Raw genomic sequence first — 24,253 nt, 5'->3', positions numbered from 1 at the left:
GACCGCTCGGGCTGGGGGCGGGGGGGTGGGCGGGGCGGCCGGGCCGGGCCGGGCCCGGCCGCCCCGGCGGGCGGCGCCGTACGAGCTCGGCGCCGCCGGGGTGCACGTGTCAGGAGTCGCTATGCCGCGCCGGTGATCCCGGGCGCGACGTACCGGCGGTGGAGCGGGGCGAAGGACACCTCCGGAGCCCCGCTGATCCCGGCCGTCGCGATCGCGGGGGTGAGGCGCTGGGCCATGAACGCCTCGAACGCCTCCCGGGACTCCCACACATCGGTCACGTGGAGACCCCGCGCGTCGAACCAGGCCACATGCAGCTGTCCCCCGGCCCCGGGGACCTGCTCCCAGTCCACGGCGTCCCGCACCGTGTCGTACTGCTCCGGCGTCGCGTCGGCCCAGAGCATCGACATCACCACGGCCATGACCACTCCTCCTTCATCGGCGTCCAGGTATCCACCCCGACCAGCCAACCCCCGGCCGCCACCACGCGCACGCCGTGACAGCCGACCGGACCAGCCGCCTCTCCGACCTCTCCGGCATCGACGGGAACGAGGCGGGCGACGGGGGCGCGGCCGGAGCAACGAGCTACCGGCACAGGTAGGGGCTCGTGGTGACCTCCCGGCCGACGCCGCCGCTCAGCCGGAGTGCACCCGCCGCCGGGCGTGCTCCGCCCAGTCGACGATCTGGATCGCCGCGCCCGCGGCCTCCTCGCCCTGGCAGCGGGTGTGGTGGCGGCGGGCGATGCCGTCCAGATCGAGGTGGCGGCCGAAGGCGGGGTGTCCGGCGAGCCGCCGGGCGTGGGCCCACACCCGGGAGTGCTCGGCGATGCGATGCACGGCGGTGGCGTCCAGGTGCCAGCGGTGCACGGTGTCCAGCCGCACCAGGGTCACCCAGAGCTCCACGTCCGCGAGGGTCAGCTCCTCGCCCAGCAGGAACTCCCGGGTGGCCAGGCGGTGCTCGATCGCGGCCAGCCCGTCGAGCAGGCTCCGCAGGGCCGTCGCGCGCTCGGCCGCGGTGGCGTCGGCCCGGCCGGCGCGTTGGGCCGGGGCGTTGATGCTCCGCTCGCACAGCTCCCGGACCGCCTCGATCGCCGTGTCGAGGCCGCACGGGTGGAGGTCGGGGCCGGGGAACCGCCGGGCCAGGTCGGTGAGGATCTCGGTGGTGTCGGTGCTGACGATCCGTCCGCTCCAGCTGTCGCTGAGCACCGGCGCCACGGCCGGCCCGGGGTACTGGTGCGCGCTCGCCTCGTACAGCGGCCGCAGCGCCAGGTACCCGCCGGCGCCGTCGTCCGGCAGCGCCGGCAGCAGGGTCACCGGGAGGGTGTCGTCGAGGCCGAGCAGGCTGTGGGTGACGGCGATCTGCAGACAGTGCGGACAGGACAGCGTGAGGTGCAGCCGGTAGCGGTGCGGCACGGCGTAGTACCCGCTGCGGGCGTCGCGGCCGATCCGGCCGCGGAGGGAGGGGACGGCGGAGGAGGAGGCGTCGGACATGGGTCTCCCAGGGGTCGGGGGTGCGCGCACGCGCGTGCGACGCATCGGGTGCGGGAGGAGCGGGGAGGGCGGAACTCGGGGCGGGCGAGTGCCCGGTGGGGAATCAGACGGCGAGGGCCGCCGCGCCATGGGGAGCGGGCGCTCCTGCCAGGCTGCTGCAGACCCGCTGCAGGTCGATGTGGCGGCGGCACGTCAGCACCGGGCGCAGCCGGACAGCGTGGGCCACGCCATCGACGACCGGCTCCGCGTGCCTCACGGCTCTCCCACCCACGTTCGAGGATTCCTGCTCCGGAGTGTCATCCCGGATCCGCGCCGCGTCAAGGGCCCCGGCACCGGAGGACCGGCCGTCCCGCATGGTGGGACGCGCGTCCCGCTCCGGCCGGACCGGCGCGCCCGCAGAAGACGGAGGCTCGTCGCGAACGCCGGTGCGCCGGCCGTGGGTTCACCCCCCGGGCCCCGGCGGGGCCGCCGAGGAGCGGTGCCCGGCCGGAGCCCCCTGACTTCACGTCAGGCGCGCTGCGGGGACGGCCGCGGCAGGGGTGTCTCAGTGCGCGGGCCGCCAGCCGAGCGCGGGGCCGAGGCCGGTGGCGATGTCGGTGAGGATCTGGACGTAGTCCTCGAAGTCGAAGGAGAACGGCAGTGCGAAGACGACCTCGTCGACCTCCCGGAACCCGGCGTGGGCGTAGAGCTGCTCGGCGATCTCGGCGGACGTGCCGATCAGGTCCGGGGCGAAGAGCATCCGCGCCGGTCCCTGCGGGGCGGTGGTGCGCGGAATCCGACTCCGCACGTAAGCGCGGTACTTGGCGCGCTGCTGCGCCGAGGCCCCGTCGGTGGGGATGACGACCAGCCCCTGGGAGACCCGGGCGCCGGCACCGGCGGGGTGGTGGGCGCGGAAGGCGGCGATCTGCGAGCGCTGGATCTCGGCGAAGTCCTCCGACTCCTCGGCCCGCACCACGCTGCTGGTGAGCAGGCTCAGCCCCTGCTCGCCCGCCCACCGGGCCGAGCGCAGGCTCCCGCCGCCGTACCACAGGCGGTCCGCCAGACCGGGTGCGACGGGCTGGACGCGGTCGGAGTACACCTCGATGCCCTCGGTCCCGCTGAAGTCGGTGGCCCGCTCGCCGCGGACGAAGTCCAGCAGCCGGCGCACCCGTTCGTAGCTGAAGTCCTCGGCCTCGGCGGTGTCGGGGTAGAGCGCGGGGGCGATCCGGTCGTAGTGCCCGGGACGGCCCACGCTGACACCGGGGTTGAGCCTGCCGCCGGACAGGAGGTCGACGGTCGCCAGGTCCTCGGCCAGCCGCAGGGGGTTCTCCCACCCCAGCGGGATGACCGCCGTGCCCAGGTGGATGCGGCTGGTGCGCTGGGTGGCCGCGGCCAGCACCGCGACGGGCGAGGAGATCCCGTACTGCAGGTGCCGGTGGCGCAGCCAGGCGCTGTCGAATCCCAGGCGCTCGCCGAGTTCGACGAGCCGCAGCGTCGACTCGTGCCCGTGGCGGGGATCGGCCGGGTCGAACAGGCCGATGGTCAGGAATCCCAGCTTCCGAAGCGGTTGCGAGGGCGAGGGCACCGGTTCCTCCGTCCTCCGCGACGGGCCCGGTCGGAGCTGCGCGGTTCGACTGTCACGGCCCGGATTTCGATCACCGGACGTCGGCCCCACACTCACACAAGGCCCGGCGGCGCTCAAGTGCTCCACCGGAAGCGCAATCCGGGGAAACACGCACGTGACGCGCCCGTCAAGGACCGCGCGGTCCGGGGGCGAGAGACGCCGCCCGGTCGGTTCCGCGGGGGCCGCCGCCCGCGCGCAGGGCGGCGGTCCGCCGCGGAACCGTCAACGCGTCAGAGGATCTGGATGTCCTTCACCTTCGGAGGGTTGTTGGGGAAGGTGATGTCGTGCCAGCGGTCGATCCGCACCGAGTCGCCGTTGGCGTCGTAGTAGATCAGGTCGTTGTTCCCGGTGGAGATGCGGTCGACCCACCAGTTGCCGAAGCTCGTCCTTCCGGCGTTCGCGTAGCAGTCGACGCTCTGGCGCCCGTCGAGGTGCGACCAGATCTTCAGGAAGTCCTCACCACCGACGCACTCCACGTGGTTGATGGCGTAGGCGTTGCCGCTCGGCAGGGTGATGGTGAACGCGGTGGCCGTGGCGAGTGCCACGGCCAGGGAACGCGCGAGCCTCATCTTCTTCGAAAGCACGAGCTCTCCTTGCTGGGGGAAACCGACGCATGGTGCCCGGCCCCGTCGGCGGTGTCGCGCCCTGGCCGAGCGTTGAGGTCGCCGAGGCACGGAACCGACGGGAGACCGCCCCGGGCCCCGGCCGGGGCCCGGGCCGAGGGGGTCCGGGACAGCCAACATAGCGACCGCCGTTCCCCCGTCCGGCGGATACGTTCCGGACACGAAGGACCGGGGAGGAATTTCACCCGTTCGTGGAGAGCGGCTCCCACGAGGCCGGCCGAGGAGCCGGGGATTTCCGGATCCGGAGCCAGTCGCGACGGCGCGGCACCCGGCGGCCGGACGGCCGGGGTCAGACCTCGCGCGCGGGCCCGGCCGCCGGCAGGGCCGCCGCTCGGAGCCGGGCGGTGATGCCGGTCAGGATCAGGTCGACACCGGTGAGGAACTCCTCGCGATCGTCGTGCTCGCGCATCTGGCCGGCGACGGTGCGGACGAACGCGAACTCGTCGGGGTCGAGCTCCGCCCAGGCGGTGGAGGTGGCGGCCAGGAAGGCGGTCCGGCTCGTCGGCGGGCGGTGGGTGGCGGCCGCGACGGCGTTGGCGGCGTTCTGGTTGCTCACCCCCAGGATGTAGTGCAGCAGGGCGGACGCCGAGCCGAACAGCTCGGGTTCGGGGACGCCGAGGGCCTGGACCTGGCGGCCGAGGCCTTCCATCAGGCGCAGCAGCGGCGACGGCGAGAAGGGCCGGGCGAGCTGGGCGCCGACCCAGGGGTGGGCGTCGATCGCGTCGAAGACGCCCAGCGCCAGGGAGCGGACGGCCTGCTGCGGCGTGCTGCCGGGGGCGGCGGCGGTGAGGGCGCCGGTGAGGACGGCGGCGGTGGCCGCGCCGAGGAGCTCGTCCTTGTTCGCGATGTGCCAGTAGATCGCGCCGGGGCCGGTGGCGAGCTGCTGCGCCAGGGCGCGGAAGGTGAGACCGCCCTCGCCGGAACGGTCGAGGAGTTCGACGGCCGTCTCGACGATGCGCTCGCGGGAGAGCGGCTCGTCCCGCCGCTCGGCGCGGCGCGCGCTGGTTGCCATGCCTCCATCCTGGCACACCTGGAACACCGTTCCAGCTTGACAGGACTGGAACGGTGTTCCATTCTGGCCCTGGAACGACGTTCCACGGTTCGGCCGGGCGGAGACCGCCCGCGAGCAGAGAGGGCACCGCCATGACCACCGCACCGACCGTGCCAAACGCACCCGGCACTCCCGTCACGATCATCGGCGCCGGGCTCGGCGGGCTGGTGCTCGCCCGCGTCCTGCACGTCCACGGCATCTCCGCGACGGTCTACGAGGCCGAGCCCTCCCCGCAGGCCCGGACGCAGGGCGGCCAGCTCGACATCCACGAGCACGACGGGCAGCGCGCGCTGGCGGCGGCCGGCCTCACCGAGGAGTTCCGCGCGATCGTCCACGAGGGCGGCGAGGCCTCCCGGGTGCTCGACCGGCACGGCACGGTGCTGCTGGACGAGCCCGACGACGGCACCGGCCGGCGCCCCGAGGTGCTCCGCGGCGACCTCCGCCGGATCCTGGTCGAATCGCTGCCCGAAGGGACGGTCGTCTGGGGGCGGAAGGTCGCCGGGGCCCGGCCCCTCGGCGGCGGCCGGCACGAGGTGGCGTTCACGGACGGGTCGGCCGTGACCACCGGACTGCTCGTCGGCGCCGACGGCGCCTGGTCCCGGATCCGGCCCCTGCTCTCCGCTGCGGAGCCGGAGTACCTCGGCACGTGCTTCGTCGAGACCTACCTCTACGACGCCGACGAGCGGCACCCGGCGGCGGCCGCGGCGGTCGGCGCCGGGTCGATGTTCGCGCTCGCCCCCGGGCAGGGGATCTCCGCCCACCGGGAGGCCGAGGGAGTGCTGCACACCTACGTCCAGCTGACCCGCCCCGCCGACTGGATCGCCGGGATCGACTTCGCCGACGCCGACGCGGCCAGGGCCGCGGTGGCCGCGGAGTTCGAGGGGTGGGCCCCGCAGCTCACCGCACTGATCACCGAGGGCGAGAGCGCACCCGTCGGGCGCGCCCTGCACACACTGCCGGTCGGTCACCGCTGGGACCGCGTGCCCGGGGTGACGCTGCTCGGCGACGCCGCACACCTGGCGCCCCCGGCGGGCGAGGGCGCCAACCTCGCGATGCTCGACGGCGCCGAGCTCGGGCGGGCGATCGCCACGCACCCCGGCGACACCGAAGCGGCCCTCGCCGCGTACGAGGCTGAGCTGTTCCCCCGCAGCGCGAGCGCCGCGACGCGTGCGTCCGCGATCCTGGACCTCTGCATCGGCGACCGGGCACCGTACGGGCTGGTCGAGTTCTTCACCGGCGGCGGACCGGTGGGGTGAGCCGCCGGTCCGGCCGGAATCTCCCGCCGAACAACGTGGTCGAAGAGCTTCCCATCCCGTTCCGCTGCGGCGATGTCCGTCGCTGTCGGACGCAATCCCCGGTCATCGATCAGTTACAGCGTCCCCTCCGCAGCTGACCACCGAGCGCCGCCGGTCCCGTCGGCTCACCGTGTCGGTGTGGCGGGACGCCCGGTCGCCGGCGCGTTGGAGGCCTGAAGGGTGCCGGCCCCCCGACGTGGGCGCCCGGCCGGCGCCGCCACCGGCGGCGCCGGCGTCACGCCGGGTGGATGAGGCGGCTGTCGTAGGCGAAGATCACAGCCTGGACCCGGTCGCGGAGTTCGAGCTTCTGCAGGATCCGCCCCAGATGGGACTTCACCGTCCCCTCCGCGAGGTACAGGGCGGCCGCGATCTCGCTGTTGGACAGGCCGCGGCCCACCTGGACGAGCACCTCGCGTTCACGGGCGCTGAGCCGGCTCAGCCGGTCGTCGCCGTCGGTGCCGCCGCCTGGGATGTGCGGGCGGAAGTTCTCCAGCAGGCGGCGGGTGATCCGCGGGGACACCACCGCGTCGCCCGCGGCGACGTTGCGAATCGCGGTGAGCAGTTCCTCTGGCCTGGTGTTCTTCAGCAGGAAGCCCGAGGCTCCGGCATTGAGTCCGGCGAAGGCGTATTCGTCCAGGTCGAAGGTGGTGAGGATGAGCACTCTGCTCTGCGGGGCGATCTCGACGAGCTGCCGGGTCGCCTCGATCCCGTCCCTCCCGGGCATCCGGACGTCCATCAGGACGACGTCGGGGCGCAGCTCCCGGGCGAGGCGCACCGCCTCGGCGCCGTCGGCGGCTTCGCCGACCGGTGCCATGTCGGGCTGGGCCTCCAGGACGGTGGCGAAGGCCATCCGGAGCAAGGCTTCGTCGTCGGCGATCAGGATGCGGATGGTCATACGGACGCCGCTCCGCCGCTGCCGAGGAGGAGGCGGGTACGGACTCCCCAACCGCCCTCCGGAAGAGGTCCGGCCTGCAGCGCGCCCCCGTAGGCGGCCGAGCGCTCGCGCATGCCGGGGATGCCGTGGCCGGACGGTGCGGCGGCGGGCCGTGGCCGGTGGGGGCCGCTGTCGGTGATGTCCACGGTGACGGCCTCGGTCGAGCACCGGATCCGGACCGTCGCGCGGGTGCCGGCGGGGGTGTGCTTCAGGGTGTTGGTCAAGGCTTCCTGTACCAGGCGGTAGACGGTGAGTTGCGCGGTGGCGGGGATGTGGGTGTAGCCGCCGTGGACCTCCAGGCCGGTCGGCAGCCCGGCGGCGCACATCTGGTCGGCGAGCGCCTCCAGTTGGGCGATGCCGGGCAGCGGGTGGCGCTCCGCGTCCGGCTCGTCGGTCCGCAGGATGCCGAGCGAGCGCCGCATGTCGGTCAGGGCCTGTCGGCCGGTCTCGGAGATCTGGAGCATCGCGGCGGTGGCCTTGTCGGGCGACCGGTGCTGCGCGTAGACGGCGGCGTCGGTGAGCGCGACCATGACGGACAGGTTGTGGGTGACGATGTCGTGCATCTCCCGGGTGATGCGTGTCCTCTCCTCGGCGACGGCCAGGCGCGCCTGCTGGTCCTGTTGCTGTCTCAGGCGGTCGGCCCGTTCCTCCAGGGCCGCGAGGTAGGCGCGCGTGGTCCGCACGTTCACACCGAGCACGGCGGCGGCGACGACCATCGCGGTGACCGCGACGAAGGGGGTCAGGAACGCGCCGTGCGGCGCCCAGCGCAGGCAGGCCAGCAGGGCGCCGGCCTCGACGAGGGCACCGGCGACGAGCGTCCCGCGGCGGCCCGAGTTCGCGGCCGCCGTGTAGAGCGCCACCAGCAGGGCCACGTCGGCGGGCAGTTGGATGCCCATCAGCCACTGGACGAAGGCCGCGGCCGTCACGGCGGCGAACACCGTGAGCGGGGCCCGGCGCCGCCACAGCAGGGGCAGCGCGAGGGCGGCGGTGAGGGCCACGGCCGCCGGGAACTCGTGCGACCCGTCCGTGGTCACGATGTTGAGCAGCAGGAGCGCCGGCAACAGCGAGTCCCAGACCAGGGGTGGCAGCCGGATGCCCCGGCGCCAGGCGGCGGATGCCGGTCGCGCCGCCCGCCCGGTGGCCGGGTCGGCGTGCCGCGCCGGCCGCAGGGCCGTACGCGCCCACCGCCCCCGGTCGCGGCGGCGCACCGGGTGGGTGGCGCCGGGTTCCGCGGCCGCCTCGGTCATCACACGTCCCTGTCGTTCCAGCACCGGCGTGGCCCCGGCCGGGGCCACGTCCGCGTACCACCTGCGGCCGAGGCGGGTACGGGAAACGTCCGCCTCGCGCCGCACGGCAGGTACCGCGGCCCTGTTCACGGTAGGTCACGGCCCCCGCGACGCACATGAGTCCAGCGACTGATCGGCACCGGGCCGCATACGACCGCAGGAGGAGCCGCGCCACCTCCCGTGGTCGCAGGCCGGCCGCTGGTCCGGCGCAGTCGGTTGCCACCGCGGTCGTACGGGGCCCGCTCCGGACGACGACCGCGGTCGTACCCGGCGACGACCCGGGATCGATGTGGCGGCGCAGGCCCGGCGCCGACGATGGGCGGGTGACCGAGATCATCACGGGACTGTCCATGTCCCTCCTGGAAACAGTTGTCCTGCTGGGCGCCATCACACTGGTGGTGGCGCGCTGGCTGCCCCCCGCCGCCCGCCCGCGCGTCACGATCGCGGCCGGGGCGGTCGAGGTGCTGTCCGCGATCCTGCTGGCCGTGGCGGGAGTCCGCTGGCAGATGCTGCCGGTACTGGCGGGCGCCGCCTTCGCGTTGCCGTTCGCCGTCCTTCCCCTGCGGCGACGCCCTACCGGCCGACCCGCGTGGCGGGCCCGCTGGTGGCTGGCGCTGCCCGGATCACTGGCCTGCGCCGGCCTGATCGCCACCGGCCCGGCGGCCGCCTGGGCCTTCCCCGTACCCGTCTTCCCCGAGCCGTCGGGCGACTTCGCGGTCGGCACCCGGGTGGTGCAGTGGACCGACCCGCTGCGCCCCGAGACCTTCACCGCCGACCCGGACGACCGGCGCACGGTCGTGGTCCAGCTCTGGTACCCCGCGCAGCGGAGCCCCTCGGGCACGCGGCGGGCCCAGTACCTCGGACGCACGGAGCAGGAGGCGCGTACCGTCTCCGACGCCCTCGCCCAGGGGGTCGGCCTGCCGGGCTTCCTGGTCGACGGGGTTCCGCACGCCCGCTCCCGCTCGGTCTTCGACGCCCCGGTGGACGGTGGCGGGGGCCGGTTCCCCGTCGTGCTGTTCTCTCCCGGGTCGGGCGGGGTGCGTACCCAGAACACCGCCTGGGCGGAGGAGCTGGCCAGCCACGGGTACGTGGTCGCCGCCCTCGACCACCCGTACGACTCCGCCGCCGTCGTCCTCGCCGACGGCCGGACGATCACCACCGAGACCGCCTCCAGCGGCGACCCGGACGAGGACGAGAAGCTCGCGGCCGGGTGGACCGCGATCCGGGCCGCCGACCTCGGCTTCGTCCTCACCCAGTTGGACGGTCTGGACCGCGGTGCGATCGCCGACCCGCTGAACGGACGCCTGGACACCGGCCGGGTCGCGGTGGCCGGCCACTCCATGGGTGGGGCAGCGGCGCTGCAGGCGGCCCGGCAGGACCGCCGGTTCGACGCCGTCGTCGACCTGGACGGCTTCCCCCACGGCCCGACCACGCCGTCCCTCGTCCAGCCGGTGCTCGCGCTCACCCAGGCCATCACCCCGGCGACCGACGCCCGCTACCTGCCCCGCCTCACCGAGGCGCTCGGGTCCAGTACCGCGACGAGCTACCGGCTCACCGTCCCCGGCGCCGCGCACCTCACCTTCATGGACGGCCCCCTCTATCTGCCGCCCGTGCCCTCGATCGTCGGCACCCTGGGCCGCGTCGAGAGCCCGCGCGTCGTCGCCGCGGCCACCCGCGCCTTCCTGGACGCCGTCCTGCGAGGCGCACCCGGCGACCAGGCCCGCGACCTGGCCGCCGTCCTCCCGGCGTACGGCGAGCTCAGCGTCCACCGCCCCGGATAGCCGCCGCCGACGAACCGCTGAGCAGCGTTGGCCGGGGGAGCCGGGCGAGCGTGGTGAGCTCGTGCGGGGTCGGTGCCGTCCGCGGACGGCACCGACCCCGCACCGGTGGGTGGCGCGGGTCGTAGACTCCCTGCGTGGCGGGCGGCTTCCGCGCCGGTGAGGTCGAGGACCTCGGGTGGTCTCTCGCCGTCCCGCCCTACTCAGGATCCCCCGGGGGTGGACGCCATGGCCGCGGCAACGACGATCGTGAACGCCAAGGTGTTCGACGGCACGAGGTCGCGGGACTGGACTTCGGTCCGGTTCGCCGACGGGCTGATCACCGAGTGCTCGGCGGCCCCGGCCGCCCGGGACGGCGACGACGTGGTCGACGCGGGTGGCGCAACGGTGTTCCCCGGACTGATCGACGCGCACGTGCACCTCGTCCCCGGCGCCCTCGCACAGTCGTTGACCTTCGGCGTCACCACCGTTCTCGACATGTTCAGCAAGCCCGACCTGGTGGCGCGGGCCAAGGAGCAGGCCGGTTCCCGTCCGGACGTGGCCGATGTGCGTTCCTCGGGTGTCGGTGCCACGGCGCCCGACGGACACCCGTCGCTGATGTACGCCCCGTTCCCGACCCTGACCGCCGCCGACCAGGCCGAGCGGTTCGTCGCGGAGCGGATCGCGGCGGGTTCGGACTATCTGAAGATCATCTCGGGCACCGGCGGTCTCTGGCCGTCGCTGGACTCCGGGACCGTCACCGCGCTGGTCACCGCCGCGCATGCCCGCGGCCTGCTCGTCGTCGCCCATGTGAGCTCGGTGGCCGGTGTCGAGGAGGTGGTGGCCGCCGGTGTCGACGTGCTGGCCCACGTCCCCGTGGACGCCGAGCTGGGCGAGGCTCTGGTCGGACGCATGGCCGAGGCCGGGATCGCGGTCGGTCCGACGCTCGCCACCATCGAGAACACCCTCGGTGAACCGGGTGGCGCGGCCGTGGCGGGCGACCCGCGGCTCGCCGGGCCGCTCGGCGAAGCCTGGACACGGCGGTGGACCTCGGCCGCCCCGGGCCGGCGCGGCCGGGCGATGCCGCCCTACTCCCGGGCCGAGGAGAACGTACGGCGGCTGGCCGACGCGGGGATCACGCTGCTGGCGGGCACCGACGCCCCGAACCCGGGGACCGTGTTCGGGGCGAGCCTGCACCGGGAGCTGGAGCTCCTGGTCCGGTGCGGCATCGGCCCGGCGCGGGCCCTGGCCGCCGCCACGGCCGAGCCGGCCCGGGTCTTCGGCCTCGCCGACCGGGGACGCATCGCGGCCGGGCGGCGCGCGGATCTGGTCCTGGTGTCCGGTGACCCGTTGACGGACATCACCGCGACCCGCGCGATCGAACGGATCTGGCGCGGGGGCACGGCCTGTGACCGACGCACCTTCGTCGCGAGCCCCGCCGAGGCCGAGCAGCTCGACGCCTTCGACGCCCAGGTAGCCAGGGCGGTGGCGGCCGTGCGCGAACGCCGGTCCCCCTTCGCCCCGAGGAGGGCCCGCTGACCGCGAGCCGGCACGACGCGCGGTCCCCGGCCGCTCCGATCGGCGCAGCCTGGGCATGGCAGGGTGTCAGCTGGGACCGCTCCCGGGCGCCGCTCTCGCGGCGGCCCTGATCTCCTCGGTCGACAGTCCGGCCTGTTCGCAGAGCGTGGCGAGGTCGAAGTAGATCCGCTCGCCCGCCATCCGGCCGTCCTTGAACGGCGCGACGTTGGCGAACGGCACCACGAACGACCCGCCACCCGGCGGGACACCGAGCCAGGGGCCGCCGCTCGTGCCGCGCAGCTCGCCCCAGACGACGATCACGTCGTCGCCGAAGGTCATGCCCTGGTCGACGGGCACGATGTCGGGGAAGGCGGTGAAGAAGGCCGCGTAAGCGGCACGGGTGGCCGCCTTCCCCTCGACCCGGCGTCCGAGGGCCACCGTCTCGAAGAAGCAGTCGTCGGTGAAGGTCGCGAGCACGGCATCGAAGTCGCGCGCTCTCTCGGCTTCGCGGTGGACCTCGAAGAGGTGCAGCATCTCGTCACGTTGCATGCCAACGTTCTCCCGTCGGCCGGGCCCCGCCCAACGCAAGCGGCCCGTTCATCAGCCGTTCGGCCCCCGGCCTCACGCGACGGACCGGCGGGCGCCGCCCGAGCCCGTCGAGTTCTCCCCGGTGGACGTGGTCCGCGGCGACATCCCGCCGAACACCCGCCGGGGCCGACGTCGGGGGACGGTCCCGGCCCTGTCACACGCGCGCAGCAGGGCGTGCCCGGTCCGGGCCTGCGGGCTTTTCTCCCACGTGACGCGCGGCGGCGAACACCGGTGTCCCAGACACCGCCTCGTTCGCCCTCCATGCCGGCCAGGAGATTCACCCGCCCCGTCCGTTTCGGACCGGCGTGGCCACGGTGCGGTCCAGGAGTGGGAGCAGCCGGTCCCAGTGGCGCTCCAGCCCGGACGGGCTGAAGGCGTCGGTGTCGGCCATGGTGAAGCCGTGGAGGGTGCCGGGGTAGATCTCGGAGGTGTGGTCGACACCCGCGGCGTCCAGGGCCCGGTTGAGCTCGGCGAGTGCCTCGGGTGTCATGTCGCCCTCGGCATGGCCGAGGTGGACCTGGGCGGTGAGCCTGGAGAAGAGGCCGGGCCCGTCGGCGCCCACGGGGCCGTGGAACGCGGCGACGGCGGCCACCCGGCCGGGGTGGGCCGCGGCGGTGCGCATCGCCAGGAGACCGCCGATGCAGTAGCCGGTCACCGCGACCGGACCGTCGCCGACCTCGGGCCGGGCGGTCAGGAATCCGAGGTAGGCCTCGGCGTCGCTCAGGGCGCGCTCGGCGGTGTGCGCCTCGATCAAGGGCATCAGCTGGGCGAAGACCGCGGGCCGGGCCTGCGCTCCGATGTGCGCGGGAAGGTCGAGCACCGGTGTCGGGCCGTGCCGGTAGAAGACGTTGGGGACGAGCACGTAGTATCCGTGCCCGGCCAGTTCGAGGGCCAGCTCCCGCAGCACGGGCCGGATACCGAAGCCGTCGGCGTACATCAGCACCCCGGGGTGCCGCTCGCCGTCGTCGGGGAAGGCGGCGAACGCGTCCGCCTCGCCGTCCGGGGTGGGAATCCGCAGCGTCTCGATGGGCATGAACTCTCCTGTCGTGGTTGATGTGTCGAACCCGTGGTCCACACGACAAGGGGCGGAGCCCGGGCGGCGGCGCCGGGTGCGGGCCGAGAACCCGGGCGCCGCGACGCGCCGGGCGGGCCGGTCCTCGGCCGGCCGGGCCCTCGCTCGAACAGCGGGCCCGTACCGGCCCGTTCGGCGCTCAGGAGAGCACCGGGTCGCCGATCCGTGTGTGGCGCGAGGCCGTCCCGGTAGTCATGGTCACGAAGCGTAGTCCACCGGACCGGGCCGGCGCCGGGAACGCATGCCCGCCGGGCGGTTGGCAAGGATGATCTCGGCCAACGATGCGGGGGGCGACCCGGCGGCGTCCGGCCCGCCGCCGCTCGACCGGGCCGGACGGGATCCGGACACCCACCGCAACCAGGGCCGACGGGATCCGGACACCCACCGCGATCAGGGCCGCCCGGCCCCGGCGGCGGTGCTCTCGGGTGTCCAGGTGTACTCCATCTGGCGGGCGGTGCGGCGGGCGAGCCGTTCGCCGAAGAGCCGGCCCACGAGGTGCGGGCTGGCGTCGATCCCCGCGCTGATCCCGGCGGAGGTGACGATGTCGCCGTCGTCGACCCACCGGACGTCGGTGCGCACCCGGATGCCGGGCCAACGCCGGGCCAGTTCCTCCTGGTCCTCCCAGTGGGTCGTGGCCGGGCGGCCGTCCAGCGCTCCGGTGGCGGCGAGCAGGAAGGCCCCGGTGCAGATGCTGAACGTCAGCGCGGAGGTCTCCCGGCGCCGGGCCAGCCAGTCGATCACCTCCCGGTCCGCCTCGACCGCCGTGGTGACACCACCGGGGATCACCAGCACGTCGAAGGGCGGATCCTCGTCCAGGGTGTGGTCCGCCAGGATCCCGAGCCCGCACCGGCGCCTCGCCGTCGAGGAACTGGCCGGGCTCGCGCACCTGTCGGTCCGGCAGTTCGAACGCCGCTTCGTCGACGCGGCCGGTCTGCCGCCGGGACGTTGGATCACCCGGGAGCGGATCCGGGCCGGCGCCGTCCTGCTGGAGTCCGCGGACCAGCCGATCGAGGCGGTGGCCGCCCGGGTGGGACTGACCGTCGCGGGCTTTCGCCACCACTTCCGGGAGACGATGGGCGTCAGCTCCGCCGGGTACCGGCGCCAGTTCCGGCGCTGACCGGCAGGGTCGACGCCTCCGGGCGTCACGTGGTCCTGACGGTTCCGGCCCGGCGACTCGCCGGGTGGCCGGTCCAGGTCCGGCAGCCCGGCGCGCCGGCGAAGCGACGTCGCCGAAGAGAGGTCGCCGGAGAGAGGTCGCCGGAGAGAGCGCGGCGAACGCCCGGGTGATCAGGCGGCCGCCGCAGGTCAGGACCGCGCGGCGGCACGCACGGAGCCGGTCAGATCTGCCGGTCCGGGTCGGAGAAGGTCAGGCCGCCGACGCCGAGCGGGCGCCGCACCGGGGCGGGCTCGTCGACGGTCTCGGTGGGCGGCTGGCGGAAGTCGGCGCCCTGCTCGACCGGCAGCGGTCGGCGGCCGCCGGACTGGGCGGGCACGGCGGAGGCATCGGCGACGGGCTCGGAGAACGCGGGCAGCCCGAGGCTGCGACGGTCAGGGGTCATGATCCCAGTCTCGCAGCAGAGCGGCGTGAACCGAAGCACGATCGACGTGACGAAGATCCGGCCCCGCCGGCGGCACGGACCCCCGGCCCGCTGCGTCGGGCCCGCTACCAGAGGGTGGCCGGTCCGGTGAGGACCCAGCCGGTGTCGGTGGGCCTGACCCAGAAGCCCAGGGCCAGCCCGATCCTCCGGCCGCGGCAGGTGAGCTCCACGTAGAGGTGGCTGCCGGTGGGCCCCCAACTGAAGTCGGCGAGGTCGAGGTCGCCCAGCCAGGACAGGTCCCGCTCCCACGCGTCGGCCGCGGGGCCGCGCCCCGCCCCGGCCTCCTCGGCGCCGGTTTCGCGAGCGCCCGCCCACAGGGACGTGAGCACGTGCCGGACCGGCGCGTGCTCGACGAGCTGTTCGGCCTCGGAGATCCTTCCGAACCGCAGCAGGCCGAAGTAGCGGCGGACGACGGCTTCTACATCGGTCTCGGCGGGGAGCTCCGTCCAGGTCTTCACCAGCGGGATCGTAGACGCCCTCCGGCGCCGGTCCGCGCCGGGCGGCCGACCGGGGCACGGGCGGGCTCGTACGCGGGCCGCTGTCCCGGTCCCGGGGGGTGACCGGAACCCCGGCCGTCACCCGCCGTGGCCGAGCGCCGCCCCCACGTCCGCGGCTCCGCCGGGGGCCCGGCCGGCTGGGGAACTATCGGGCCGACTCGTCTAGCATCGGTGGTATGGCAGAGCGAGAATTCGCGCTCACCGCGCCGCAGCTCCTCATCGAGACCGACAGTGACTCGCAGGTGATGAGCCCGGGGCACAGCTATGCCGTCGGGCGTGACCCCACCAGCGACGTCGTGTTCACCGACCCGAGGGTGTCCTGGCACCACGCCGTCCTGCACGTCGACGACGGCCACTGGATGCTCGACGACGCCGGCTCCACCAACGGCACCTTCTGCCAGGGCCACCGCGTCCAGCACCTGGACGTCGGCCCCGGGTACATCCTGCGGTTCGGCAACGCCTCCGACGGCCCCTGTTGCACCCTGAGCGCCCTGCACAGGCCGACCGTGGTCAGGGACCCGCAGCCCTCCGCGCTGACCGCCATCACCGGCCTGGACCGGCCGCCGACCAGCGTCCGCCGGCTGCCCGCCAAGGTGATCCGGATCGGCCGGGCGCCCGACAACGACCTGGTGCTCGGTGACCTGTCCGTCTCCCGGCACCACGCCGAACTGCGCGCCCATTCCGACGGCCGGTACGAGATCGCCGACCTGGACAGCCACAACGGCACCTACCTCAACGGCCTGCCGATCCGGCAGGCCCTGGTCGGTCCCGCCGACATCGTCGGCATCGGCCACTCCGCCTTCTGCCTGGTCGGCGACCAGTTGCAGGAGTTCGTCGACACCGGCGACATCGACCTCGACGTCGAAGGCCTCACCGTCGAGGTGGGCGACGGCCGCGTCCTGCTCGACAAGGTCTCCTTCCCGGTCGGCCAGCACTGCCTGCTCGCCGTCGCCGGTCCGAGCGGCGCCGGCAAGTCCACCCTGCTCAACGCTCTCACCGGCCTGCGTCCCGCCGACCGCGGCACCGTGCGCTACGACGGCCGCGACCTGTACCACGACTACGCGGAACTTCGGCACCGCATCGGCCTCGTGCCGCAGGACGACATCCTGCACACCCAGCTGACCGTCCGCCGGGCCCTCGGCTACGCCGGTGAGCTGCGCTTCCCCGGCGACACCGCCCCCGCCGAACGCTCCGCCCGGGTCGAGGAGGTGATCACCGAACTCGGTCTGACCAAACGCGCCGACCAGGTGATCTCCACCCTCTCCGGCGGCCAGCGCAAACGGGTCAGCGTCGCCCTCGAACTGCTCACCAAGCCGTCCCTGCTCTTCCTCGACGAGCCCACCAGCGGCCTCGACCCGGGCATGGACCGTTCGGTGATGCAGATGCTGCGCGGCTTGGCCGACGACGGGCACACCATCGTCGTGGTCACCCACAGCGTGCTCAGCCTCGACCTGTGCGACCGCCTGCTGCTGCTCGCCCCCGGCGGGCGCCTCGCCTGGTACGGGCCGCCCGGCGAGACCCTCGACCACTTCGGGTTCAAGCACTGGTCCGAGGCCTTCGAGGCGTTCGAGAACGAGACCGACCGCGACTGGGCGGGCCAGTACCGCGCCTCGCCGCCGTACAAGCGCTACATCGCGGGCGCGACCGCACGACCGCCCCAGCCCGGGCAGCTCGGACAGGCCGGGCAGCCCGGCGGCGCCGCTCCGGCGGCCGCCGTGGTGCCGCCCCTGCCCAAGCCCAAGCCGAGCGGCTGGAGCAAGCAGGTCTCCACCCTGGTACGGCGGTACGCCACCGCGCTCTCCGCCGACCGCACCTTCCTCGCCGTCATGATCGCTCTGCCGTTCGTCATGGGCGCCCTGACCCGGGCCCTGGCCGGCAGCCGCCTCGACGACTCCACCGCCCTCAACACCCTGCTCATCCTCTGCGTCAGCGGCGTACTGATCGGCGCCGCCAACGCGGTGCGCGAACTGGTCAAGGAACGCAGTATCTACCAACGCGAGAGAGCCGTCGGCCTGTCCAGATCCGCGTACCTCTGCTCGAAGATCGTGGTGCTCGGAACCATCACCGTCGTCCAGTCGGTGGTCCTCACCATGGTCGCCCTGGCGGGGGTGCAGCTCGGGCCACCGGGCACCGAGGGCGTCCTGCTGCCCCCGCTGCTCGAAATCACCCTCGCCGTCGCCCTGCTCTCGGTGACCGCGATGATGCTGGGCCTGGTGATCTCGGCGCTGGTGAAGAAGGAGGAGGTGACCATGCCGCTGCTGGTGCTGGTCGCCATCGTCCAGGTCGTCTTCTGCGGCGCGCTGCTCCAGCTGAACGGCGCGCCGGTGCTCAATCAGCTCTCCTGGCTGGTCCCCTCGCGCTGGGCCTTCGCCGCGATGGCCGCCACCCTCGACCTCGGCGCGGCCTTCCCGGCCACCTTCAGCGACGACCCGCTCTTCACCCACTCCGTCGGCACCCTGCTGCTCGACCTGGGCATGATGGTCGTCCTCTCGGTGCTCTGCGGGGTGCTGGTCAGCCGACTGCTGCGCCGCCACGAACCCGCCATCATGCGCGGGTAGCGAAAGCCGCGCCGGGCGCCGTGCCGCCCCCGACGAGGGCCGTCCCCGCTGCCCGGCGGGGACGGCCCTCGAACGCGGCCCACGCCCACCCCTCGGCCCCGCGGAGCGGGGCCCGGCGGAGCGGGGCGGAGGAGTGGGCGGGGTCGGGACGCGGGGCACCCCCACGACCGGGCGCAGCGAACATTCCCTGTGTATCCGCCCCACGAAAGGGTGGGGCCGGCCGGGTCCCGCAGCCGGCGCGGTGGCCGGGCGGGCCGTTCTCGTCGGGCCGACGGCGGTCACCTCCCCGGCGAGGTGGCAGGATGCGTGGCATGGACATTCGCCGCAGGAACAACGTGAGATTCGCCGGCCCCGCCGACGGGCCGGTGGTCGTGCTGGCGCACGGGTTCGGCTGCGACCAGAACATGTGGCGCCTGATCGTGCCGGCCCTGGCAGAGCGGTACCGGGTGGTGCTGTTCGACTACGTCGGCTCCGGTGGGTCCGACCTCTCGACCTGGAGCGAGGAGCGGTACTCCTCGCTCCGGGGCTACGCGCAGGACGTGGTGGAGGTGTGCGAGGAGCTGGACCTGCACGACGCGGTCTTCGTCGGGCACTCGGTCAGCGCGATGGTGGGGGTCCTGGCCGCCGAGGCGGCGCCGCAGCGGATCGGCGCGCTGGTGATGGTGGCCCCCTCACCGTGCTACATCGACGGGGAGGACTACCGGGGCGGCTTCAGCACGGAGGACATCGAGGAACTGCTGACCTCCCTGGAGTCGAACTACCTGGGCTGGTCCTCCGCCATGGCACCGGTGATCATGGGAAACCCGGAGCGGCCGGAGCTGGGGCAGGAGCTGACGAACAGCTTCTGCGCCACGGACCCGGACATCGCCCGGGTCTTCGCCCGGACCACCTTCCTCACCGACAGCCGCGGGGACCTCGCGAGCGTCCGGGTGCCGACCCTGGTCCTGGAGTGCTCCCAGGACGTGATCGCCCCACGCGAGGTCGGCGCGTATGTGCGGTCCGCGATCCCCTCCTCCCGCCTGGTCACCCTGGACGCCACCGGACACTGCCCGCAGCTGAGCGCGCCCGAGGCCACCGCCGAAGCGATCCTGGCCTTCCTGGAGGAGTGCCGGTGATGACCCGCCCCGGTGACGGACCGGAGCGGGCGGGAGCCGGCGATCAGGCCGCGACGACGGCCGCGTTCAGCGCTCTCCTGGAGGACAGCGCCGAGGACCTGTACGAGTCCGCGCCCTGCGGCTACCTGTCGACGCTGATGGACGGCACCATCGCCAAGATCAACACCACCCTGCTCAACTGGCTGGGCCTCGAACGCGCGGAGGTGGTGGGCCGGATGCGCTTCGCCGACCTCCTGACCGTCGGCGGAAAGCTGTACCACGAGACGCACTTCGCGCCGCTGCTGCAGATGCAGGGCGAACTGCACGGCATCGCGCTGGAGATGAGGACCGCGGCCAGGGGCCGCCTGCCGGTGCTGGTGTCCTCCGTGGTCAAGCGCGGCACCGGCGGGAAGCCGCTGCTGATCCGCAGCACCGTCTTCGACGCGTCCGACCGCCGCGCCTACGAGGCCGAACTCCTGCACCGCCGCCAGGACGCCGAGCGGGCCCGCGCCGAGGCGGAGCGGGCCCGGGCGGAGGCCGAGCGGGCCCGGGCGGAGGCCGAGCGGGCCCGGGCGGAGGCGGAACGGGCCCGGGCGGAGGCCGAGCGGGCCGGCGCCGAGGCCGAGCGCGCACGGGCGCAGGCCGAAGCCGCCCTGCGGCAGGCCGAGGCCGACCGGCAGCGGTTGGCCGAGGCCCTCACCGTCCTGCAGAAGTCCCTCGTCCCCTCGTCACTGCCCGCCGTACCGGGGCTGGAGGCCGCCGCCTACTACCACACCGCCTCCCCCGACCGGCTCGGCGGCGACTTCTACGACCTGTTCCCCCTCGACGACGGCCGCTGGGCGTTCTTCCTCGGTGACGTGTGCGGCAAGGGACCCCAGGCCGCCTCCCTCACCTCGCTCACCCGCTACACCCTGCGCGCCGCGGCCCTGCACGACCCCGAACCCGCCATGGCACTGACCACCCTCAACGCCGTCCTGCACGAGCACTACGCCGCCGCGGGCGACCCGCGCTACTGCACCGCCGTCTTCGGCGTCGTCGAACCCGCCGACGACGACGGCCGCGTCGGCGTGCGCATCGCCTCCGGCGGCCACCCCCCTGCCCTCGTCCTGCGCGCCGACGGCAGCACCGAGTACCTTCCCACCCCGGGCGGCCTGCTCATCGGCATCCTGCCCGACGCCCCGTTCACCACCGCCCGCACCACCCTGGCGCCCGGCGAGACGATCCTCCTCTACACCGACGGCCTCACCGAGGCCCGCACCGGCCCGACCCGGGAAAGCCTCTTCGGCGACGACGCCCTGCTCGCGTTCGCCGCCGACCACGCCCCCGCCGCACCCGACGAGACGATCAGCGCCCTCACCGCACTGCTGAAGAGCTTCGGCGACGGCCTGGACGACGACACCGCTCTGCTCGCCCTCGGCGTCCCCGCCACCGACTCCCCCATCCGCCCGACGACGAACCCACGGCGATGAACCCACTGAACATCACCCACCGCGACGCGCCCACCGGCCCCGCTCTGCAGGTCGTCGGCGACCTCGACTACGAACACGCTCCCACCCTGCGCGCACGCGTGGAGTACCTCGCGCTGCGCCCCGGCCAGTGCCTGGTCATCGACCTGTCCGGCGTGGAGTTCTGCGACTCCAGCGGCATCACCGCCCTCCTCGCCGCCCGCCGCCACACCCAGGCCGCCGGTGCCGAGCTGACCCTGACCGCGGTGCCCGAGAACACCCTGCGCATCCTCGCGATCACGGGTCTCACCCAGATCTTCACCATCGTGTGAGGACGGGGCACCGAGCGGGCGCGGCCGACCGCCCCGGGGCCGGCTCCGCGCGACGGCTCCGGGACGGCTCCGGGACGGCTCCGGGGACGGCTCCGGGGACGGCGAGTCCGAGCACACGCAGCGGTTCGTCCGGGCAGTCGCCCTGCGTCGACCACGTCCGCGGCGCTTACGACCGCACCCTGGGCGTGGGGAGCGCCGGAGCTGGCCGACGTCAGGCTCCGGAGCGAGCGGCTGTCAGGCGGAACCACCCCGGCGGGAGGGCCTGGCGTGCCTCGGCCTGCGGATCCGGTCGTCCCGGACCACCGCCGCCCGTGGCCGCCGGTGGTGATGCGCCGGGGACGGAGCCGTGGCGGCCAGGATCGCCGCCAGCACCAGGGGGCCGAGCAACAGCACGAGGTTCACGGTCATGTGCGCCTCCCAGGGGTTCCGGAACGGACACCGGCCGTCTGCCCCACACCTCCGGGCCCATGCCCCGCCGGCTCAGACTCCCCGCTGCCGTCCGTGCGCGGCGCGCCGGGCCGCCGTCACTGCTGGAACGGACTCGGCTCCCAGGCGTGCCCGCCGATCGGGTAGACGAACAGCGGCCGGCCCTTCACCGCGCTGGTGCGAAACGGCGTGCCGTGGCCCAGGTCGACCGGGACCGTCCCCTTCCGGTCGCCGCTCGACCACTCCAGTTCGAGGTACCAGCTCACCTCGTGCGAGGTGGTCTCGGCGGAGACCTCGATGACCTCCGGGTCGTTCTCGCTCACCTTGACCGGCAGACCGGTGCTGCCCTCGGTCACCACCGCCCGCGGGCGGACCGCGTCCAGATCGAGGTCGTAGGAGTGGACGTCGACTCCACCGCCGCAGCCCTCGCCCATGGAGTAGGCGTTCCAGGCGAGGGGAGGCCCGATCCGGACGACCCGGACGTTGAGCTTCGAGAGCACCACGGTGTCCTTGCCGGTGCCCTGCACGACGACCTCGATCGACTGGTAGTGACCGGGAACCGCGCCGACCTGGGAGACCCAGCCCGCCACGTCCGGCAGCTCGGGCGGGCGGGGGACCTCGGACGGCGGGCGGTCCACCACGTACTGGTCGCAGGCGCTGTCCCAGCCGGACGGCCGGACCGAGACCGTGAACGGGGGGCTCGTGTCCGCCCCGCCGGTCGGCCCCGGCGAGCCCGGACCCGCTCCGGCGGACGGGGAGGCAGGGGCGGAGGCGGAGGCGGAGACCGGGGCCGGGGCGGAGACCGGGGCCGGGGCGGACGGCGAGTCGTCAGCGCCCGGGGCCGGGGAGCCCGCGGACGACTCCAGCCCCGTGGCGACGGCCCCGACGGCGGCCAGCACCGCGGTGACCGTCACCGCGGCCAGGATTCCCCGCCGGCGGACCCGCCTGAGCCGCTGCGCGGCCCCGGGAACCGGGTCCGGTCCGACGCGGTCGGCGACCACCGGCCCCACCTCGACGGCACCTCCCGGGTCCGGAGCCTCCGGCGTCACGGAGACCATCGGAGCCTCCGGCGTCACGGAGATCACCGGTGCCACCGGAGCGACCGAGGTCGCCGCTTCCGTCCGAGTCCCCGCCGGATCGGCCGGTCCGGACCCCGGTGACGTCCTGCTCCCCCGCGCCGCGTGGACGATGACCCACAGTCGGTACAGCTCGACGAGTTCCTCCGGCGTCGCCCTGCACAGCCGCGCGAGGAGGTCCAGCGGGGCGAACTCCGTCGGCACCACGTCGCCGGTGCAGTAACGGTGGAGCGTCGAGGTGCTCAGATGCAGCCTCTTCGCCAGCGCCCCGTAGCTGAGCCCCGAGCGGCTCTTCAGCTCCCCGAGCAGCCGGGCGAGCTCGTCCCGCTCCCCCATCTCCCCCAACCCCTCCGCCACCGTTCCTCCGCCCCGCTCTTCCCTGTCCGCAGTGCTCGCGCCGTACGGTCTCCGGCCGCTTCCGGCGGTCGGACTCGGCGCTGTGGCGCCCCGCCGCGGCCGGATCACCGTGAAGCGATCTTCGGAAGAGAAGCACGCCGCTCACCGTCCCACGGTTCCCGAGGCCGGTCTCGCCGTTGCGCCGTCCCGTGGACGCGTCCCAGGAAGGTTACGTCCTCCCAGCTCAAAGCCGGTAAAGCCGTCCCCGCGTCCCAGATCGCCCGGCTGCCGTTGCGGCTGGGACGAAGCGGCCGAGAAGCTTCCGGCGAACACCGAAGAGGAGCACAAGTGAGCACTGTTCAGGCACCCCGGACCGCGATACGCCCCGGCGACCGTTTCAACCGCGGCGCGGTGGCGCTGACGATGGGCGGCATCCTGCTGCTGACCGCGGCCTGCGGCGACGACGGGGGCAAGGGCGACGAGGCCCCCCGGGCAGCGGGCACCGCCGCCGCCGACGGGCCGGCGGCCACGGCCACGGCCCTGCCCAAGACCTCGGCCGCCGTGCTGGACGTCGCGCCGAAGGACGGCGCCCGGGGCGCAGCACCGGACGCGCTCCAGGTGTCCGTCTCCCACGGCAGGCTCACCAACGTCGACGTGACCGACAAGAACGGCACGCCCGTCCCCGGCTCGATCAGTGCGGACGGCACCGGCTGGAAGCCCGCCGCCGCACTCGCCCCCGGTACCGCGTACACGGTGAACGCCCAGGCGCTGGACGCCGACGGCCTCGCGGCCGCCTCCACGAGCACCTTCACCACCCGCACGCCCGACAAGCAGGTCTCCACCAACGACAACATCGCCGACGGCCAGACCTACGGCGTGGGCATGATCGTCAAGGTGGAGTTCAGCAAGAAGATCACGAACAAGGACGCCGTCGCCAAGGGCATCACCTTCGAGACCGACAACGGCACCGAGGTGAAGGGGCACTGGTTCGGCGACGACCGGCTGGACTTCCGCCCCGCCGACTACTGGAAGCCCGGTACCAAGGTGACGATCCACTACCGGCTGAAGAACGTCGAGGTCTCGCCCGGCGTCTACGGCGACGTGGACAAGGACGAACCGTTCACCGTCGGCCGCTCCCAGGTCTCCACGGCCGACTCGGCCGCCCACACATTGACGACCGTCCGGGACGGCAGGAGCACCACCGTGCCCGCCACGCTCGGCGACGACAAGCACCCCTCGTGGGGCGGCACCATGGTGATCATGTCCAAGGAGAAGGTCACCCACATGAACTCCCGGACGGTCGGCCTCGGCGACGAGTACGACATCCCCGCCGCCCCGCACGCGATGCGGCTCACCAGCAGCGGCACCTACCTCCACGGCAACTACTGGTACAAGGGCGACCCGTTCGGCAAGGCGAACACCAGCCACGGCTGCGTCTCGCTCAAGGACGTGGAGGGCGGCAGCGACACCTCCGTCGCGGGGGCGTTCTTCAACAACTCCCTGATCGGCGACGTGGTCACGGTCGTGAACACCAAGGAGAAGACCGTGGCGCCCGACAACGGACTGGGCGGCTGGAACGTCCTCTGGGCGAACTGGTAGACCCCGGCGGCCGTTTCATCCCCCGGGAATTACGTGCGTTGCGCACGCTTTTCCGCTACAGTGATAAGCGTGCTTCAA

General features: G+C 74.0%; 24 protein-coding genes. 9 read left to right on the top strand and 15 right to left on the bottom strand.

The window, feature by feature from the left end; translation table 11 throughout:
- Window positions 1-119: 119 nt before the first annotated feature.
- From ABZ497_RS19555 to ABZ497_RS19530, 6 genes are all read right to left on the bottom strand, one after another.
- Window positions 120-419, bottom strand: coding sequence for a hypothetical protein (locus ABZ497_RS19555; RefSeq protein ID WP_359806803.1), 300 nt, complete (start codon window positions 417-419; stop codon window positions 120-122).
- Window positions 420-632: 213 nt separating this feature from the next.
- Complete coding sequence (locus ABZ497_RS19550) at window positions 633-1,487, bottom strand: glutathione S-transferase C-terminal domain-containing protein (RefSeq protein ID WP_359806800.1); 855 nt, start codon at window positions 1,485-1,487, stop codon at window positions 633-635.
- 103 nt (window positions 1,488-1,590) lie between these two features.
- Complete coding sequence (locus tag ABZ497_RS19545) at window positions 1,591-1,713, bottom strand: hypothetical protein (RefSeq protein ID WP_359806798.1); 123 nt, start codon at window positions 1,711-1,713, stop codon at window positions 1,591-1,593.
- Between the two features lie 318 nt (window positions 1,714-2,031).
- Window positions 2,032-3,051 (bottom strand): LLM class flavin-dependent oxidoreductase, encoded by a 1,020-nt coding sequence (locus tag ABZ497_RS19540; RefSeq protein ID WP_352297020.1) that lies wholly within the window; start codon window positions 3,049-3,051, stop codon window positions 2,032-2,034.
- Window positions 3,052-3,320: 269 nt separating this feature from the next.
- A complete protein-coding gene (locus tag ABZ497_RS19535; RefSeq protein WP_329485212.1) occupies window positions 3,321-3,674 on the bottom strand; it encodes a beta/gamma crystallin domain-containing protein in 354 nt (117 codons plus the stop codon).
- Between the two features lie 328 nt (window positions 3,675-4,002).
- Window positions 4,003-4,725: a TetR family transcriptional regulator gene (locus ABZ497_RS19530; RefSeq protein WP_359806794.1), complete on the bottom strand. Its 723-nt coding sequence runs from the start codon at window positions 4,723-4,725 to the stop codon at window positions 4,003-4,005.
- A gap of 131 nt (window positions 4,726-4,856) precedes the next feature.
- Here ABZ497_RS19530 and ABZ497_RS19525 point away from each other — a divergent pair, with 131 nt between their 5' ends.
- Entirely contained in the window at window positions 4,857-6,020 is a 1,164-nt protein-coding gene (locus ABZ497_RS19525; RefSeq protein WP_359806791.1) for an NAD(P)/FAD-dependent oxidoreductase, read from the top strand.
- A 274-nt stretch (window positions 6,021-6,294) separates the two neighbouring features.
- Here the strand turns inward: ABZ497_RS19525 and ABZ497_RS19520 are convergent, their stop codons facing one another.
- Complete coding sequence (locus tag ABZ497_RS19520; RefSeq protein WP_359806788.1) at window positions 6,295-6,954, bottom strand: response regulator transcription factor; 660 nt, start codon at window positions 6,952-6,954, stop codon at window positions 6,295-6,297.
- Window positions 6,951-8,240, bottom strand: coding sequence for a histidine kinase (locus tag ABZ497_RS19515; RefSeq protein WP_359806785.1), 1,290 nt, complete (start codon window positions 8,238-8,240; stop codon window positions 6,951-6,953). The genes ABZ497_RS19520 and ABZ497_RS19515 overlap by 4 nt, the downstream gene beginning before the upstream one ends.
- A 326-nt stretch (window positions 8,241-8,566) precedes the next feature.
- On the opposite strand from ABZ497_RS19515, the gene ABZ497_RS19510 reads away from it, so the two are divergent.
- Together ABZ497_RS19510 and ABZ497_RS19505 are read left to right on the top strand one after the other, a co-directional pair.
- Complete coding sequence (locus ABZ497_RS19510; protein WP_359806782.1) at window positions 8,567-10,060, top strand: dienelactone hydrolase family protein; 1,494 nt, start codon at window positions 8,567-8,569, stop codon at window positions 10,058-10,060.
- A gap of 225 nt (window positions 10,061-10,285) precedes the next feature.
- A complete protein-coding gene (locus tag ABZ497_RS19505) occupies window positions 10,286-11,575 on the top strand; it encodes an amidohydrolase family protein (protein WP_359806781.1) in 1,290 nt (429 codons plus the stop codon).
- 66 nt (window positions 11,576-11,641) lie between these two features.
- Here the strand turns inward: ABZ497_RS19505 and ABZ497_RS19500 are convergent, their stop codons facing one another.
- The 3 genes from ABZ497_RS19500 to ABZ497_RS19490 form a co-directional block, all read right to left on the bottom strand.
- Entirely contained in the window at window positions 11,642-12,103 is a 462-nt protein-coding gene (locus tag ABZ497_RS19500; RefSeq protein ID WP_359806778.1) for an ester cyclase, read from the bottom strand.
- Window positions 12,104-12,419: 316 nt separating this feature from the next.
- Window positions 12,420-13,175: a dienelactone hydrolase family protein gene (locus ABZ497_RS19495; RefSeq protein WP_359806776.1), complete on the bottom strand. Its 756-nt coding sequence runs from the start codon at window positions 13,173-13,175 to the stop codon at window positions 12,420-12,422.
- A gap of 429 nt (window positions 13,176-13,604) precedes the next feature.
- A complete protein-coding gene (locus ABZ497_RS19490; protein ID WP_359806812.1) occupies window positions 13,605-14,030 on the bottom strand; it encodes a DJ-1/PfpI family protein in 426 nt (141 codons plus the stop codon).
- 1 nt (window position 14,031) lies between these two features.
- On the opposite strand from ABZ497_RS19490, the gene ABZ497_RS19485 reads away from it, so the two are divergent.
- Window positions 14,032-14,331, top strand: a complete 300-nt coding sequence (locus ABZ497_RS19485) for a helix-turn-helix domain-containing protein (RefSeq protein WP_359806773.1) — start codon at window positions 14,032-14,034, stop codon at window positions 14,329-14,331.
- 220 nt (window positions 14,332-14,551) lie between these two features.
- Here ABZ497_RS19485 and ABZ497_RS19480 read toward each other — a convergent pair whose 3' ends face one another.
- The gene (locus ABZ497_RS19480) at window positions 14,552-14,773 is read right to left on the bottom strand and encodes a hypothetical protein (RefSeq protein ID WP_359806770.1); all 222 of its coding nucleotides are present in this window, start codon (window positions 14,771-14,773) and stop codon (window positions 14,552-14,554) included.
- 104 nt (window positions 14,774-14,877) lie between these two features.
- Window positions 14,878-15,270: a hypothetical protein gene (locus ABZ497_RS19475; RefSeq protein ID WP_359806768.1), complete on the bottom strand. Its 393-nt coding sequence runs from the start codon at window positions 15,268-15,270 to the stop codon at window positions 14,878-14,880.
- 215 nt (window positions 15,271-15,485) lie between these two features.
- On the opposite strand from ABZ497_RS19475, the gene ABZ497_RS19470 reads away from it, so the two are divergent.
- The 4 genes from ABZ497_RS19470 (at window position 15,486) to ABZ497_RS19455 (ending at window position 20,738) form a co-directional block, all read left to right on the top strand.
- Window positions 15,486-17,867, top strand: coding sequence for an FHA domain-containing protein (locus ABZ497_RS19470; RefSeq protein ID WP_359806766.1), 2,382 nt, complete (start codon window positions 15,486-15,488; stop codon window positions 17,865-17,867).
- 311 nt (window positions 17,868-18,178) lie between these two features.
- The gene (locus tag ABZ497_RS19465) at window positions 18,179-18,982 is read left to right on the top strand and encodes an alpha/beta hydrolase (protein WP_359806763.1); all 804 of its coding nucleotides are present in this window, start codon (window positions 18,179-18,181) and stop codon (window positions 18,980-18,982) included.
- Window positions 18,982-20,430 (top strand): SpoIIE family protein phosphatase, encoded by a 1,449-nt coding sequence (locus ABZ497_RS19460; protein ID WP_359806761.1) that lies wholly within the window; start codon window positions 18,982-18,984, stop codon window positions 20,428-20,430. The genes ABZ497_RS19465 and ABZ497_RS19460 overlap by 1 nt, the downstream gene beginning before the upstream one ends.
- Window positions 20,427-20,738: an STAS domain-containing protein gene (locus ABZ497_RS19455; RefSeq protein WP_329485233.1), complete on the top strand. Its 312-nt coding sequence runs from the start codon at window positions 20,427-20,429 to the stop codon at window positions 20,736-20,738. The genes ABZ497_RS19460 and ABZ497_RS19455 overlap by 4 nt, the downstream gene beginning before the upstream one ends.
- A 234-nt stretch (window positions 20,739-20,972) precedes the next feature.
- Here the strand turns inward: ABZ497_RS19455 and ABZ497_RS19450 are convergent, their stop codons facing one another.
- Together ABZ497_RS19450 and ABZ497_RS19445 are read right to left on the bottom strand one after the other, a co-directional pair.
- Complete coding sequence (locus ABZ497_RS19450) at window positions 20,973-21,146, bottom strand: hypothetical protein (RefSeq protein ID WP_329485234.1); 174 nt, start codon at window positions 21,144-21,146, stop codon at window positions 20,973-20,975.
- A gap of 116 nt (window positions 21,147-21,262) precedes the next feature.
- Entirely contained in the window at window positions 21,263-22,576 is a 1,314-nt protein-coding gene (locus tag ABZ497_RS19445) for a helix-turn-helix transcriptional regulator (protein ID WP_359806757.1), read from the bottom strand.
- Between the two features lie 348 nt (window positions 22,577-22,924).
- Between ABZ497_RS19445 and ABZ497_RS19440 the strand changes: the two genes are divergently transcribed.
- On the top strand, window positions 22,925-24,175 hold the full coding sequence (locus ABZ497_RS19440; RefSeq protein ID WP_359806755.1) for an Ig-like domain-containing protein: 1,251 nt from the start codon (window positions 22,925-22,927) through the stop codon (window positions 24,173-24,175).
- Window positions 24,176-24,253 lie beyond the last annotated feature (78 nt).

Source organism: Kitasatospora sp. NPDC005751 (genome assembly GCF_040630835.1).
Taxonomy (GTDB): Bacteria; Actinomycetota; Actinomycetes; order Streptomycetales; family Streptomycetaceae; genus Kitasatospora.
The sequence above is the reverse complement of the archived record's forward strand: the minus strand, read 5'-3'. Positions and strand labels throughout refer to the sequence as shown.

Coding starts and splice junctions, on each gene's coding strand:
- ABZ497_RS19555 (WP_359806803.1), bottom strand. CDS start 419: ATGGCCGTGGTGATGTCGATGCTCTGGGCCGACGCGACGCCGGAGCAG.
- ABZ497_RS19550 (WP_359806800.1), bottom strand. CDS start 1,487: ATGTCCGACGCCTCCTCCTCCGCCGTCCCCTCCCTCCGCGGCCGGATC.
- ABZ497_RS19530 (WP_359806794.1), bottom strand. CDS start 4,725: ATGGCAACCAGCGCGCGCCGCGCCGAGCGGCGGGACGAGCCGCTCTCC.
- ABZ497_RS19525 (WP_359806791.1), top strand. CDS start 4,857: ATGACCACCGCACCGACCGTGCCAAACGCACCCGGCACTCCCGTCACG.
- ABZ497_RS19520 (WP_359806788.1), bottom strand. CDS start 6,954: ATGACCATCCGCATCCTGATCGCCGACGACGAAGCCTTGCTCCGGATG.
- ABZ497_RS19515 (WP_359806785.1), bottom strand. CDS start 8,240: ATGACCGAGGCGGCCGCGGAACCCGGCGCCACCCACCCGGTGCGCCGC.
- ABZ497_RS19510 (WP_359806782.1), top strand. CDS start 8,567: ATGTGGCGGCGCAGGCCCGGCGCCGACGATGGGCGGGTGACCGAGATC.
- ABZ497_RS19505 (WP_359806781.1), top strand. CDS start 10,286: ATGGCCGCGGCAACGACGATCGTGAACGCCAAGGTGTTCGACGGCACG.
- ABZ497_RS19500 (WP_359806778.1), bottom strand. CDS start 12,103: ATGCAACGTGACGAGATGCTGCACCTCTTCGAGGTCCACCGCGAAGCC.
- ABZ497_RS19495 (WP_359806776.1), bottom strand. CDS start 13,175: ATGCCCATCGAGACGCTGCGGATTCCCACCCCGGACGGCGAGGCGGAC.
- ABZ497_RS19480 (WP_359806770.1), bottom strand. CDS start 14,773: ATGACCCCTGACCGTCGCAGCCTCGGGCTGCCCGCGTTCTCCGAGCCC.
- ABZ497_RS19470 (WP_359806766.1), top strand. CDS start 15,486: ATGGCAGAGCGAGAATTCGCGCTCACCGCGCCGCAGCTCCTCATCGAG.
- ABZ497_RS19465 (WP_359806763.1), top strand. CDS start 18,179: ATGGACATTCGCCGCAGGAACAACGTGAGATTCGCCGGCCCCGCCGAC.
- ABZ497_RS19460 (WP_359806761.1), top strand. CDS start 18,982: ATGACCCGCCCCGGTGACGGACCGGAGCGGGCGGGAGCCGGCGATCAG.
- ABZ497_RS19455 (WP_329485233.1), top strand. CDS start 20,427: ATGAACCCACTGAACATCACCCACCGCGACGCGCCCACCGGCCCCGCT.
- ABZ497_RS19450 (WP_329485234.1), bottom strand. CDS start 21,146: ATGACCGTGAACCTCGTGCTGTTGCTCGGCCCCCTGGTGCTGGCGGCG.
- ABZ497_RS19445 (WP_359806757.1), bottom strand. CDS start 22,576: ATGGGGGAGCGGGACGAGCTCGCCCGGCTGCTCGGGGAGCTGAAGAGC.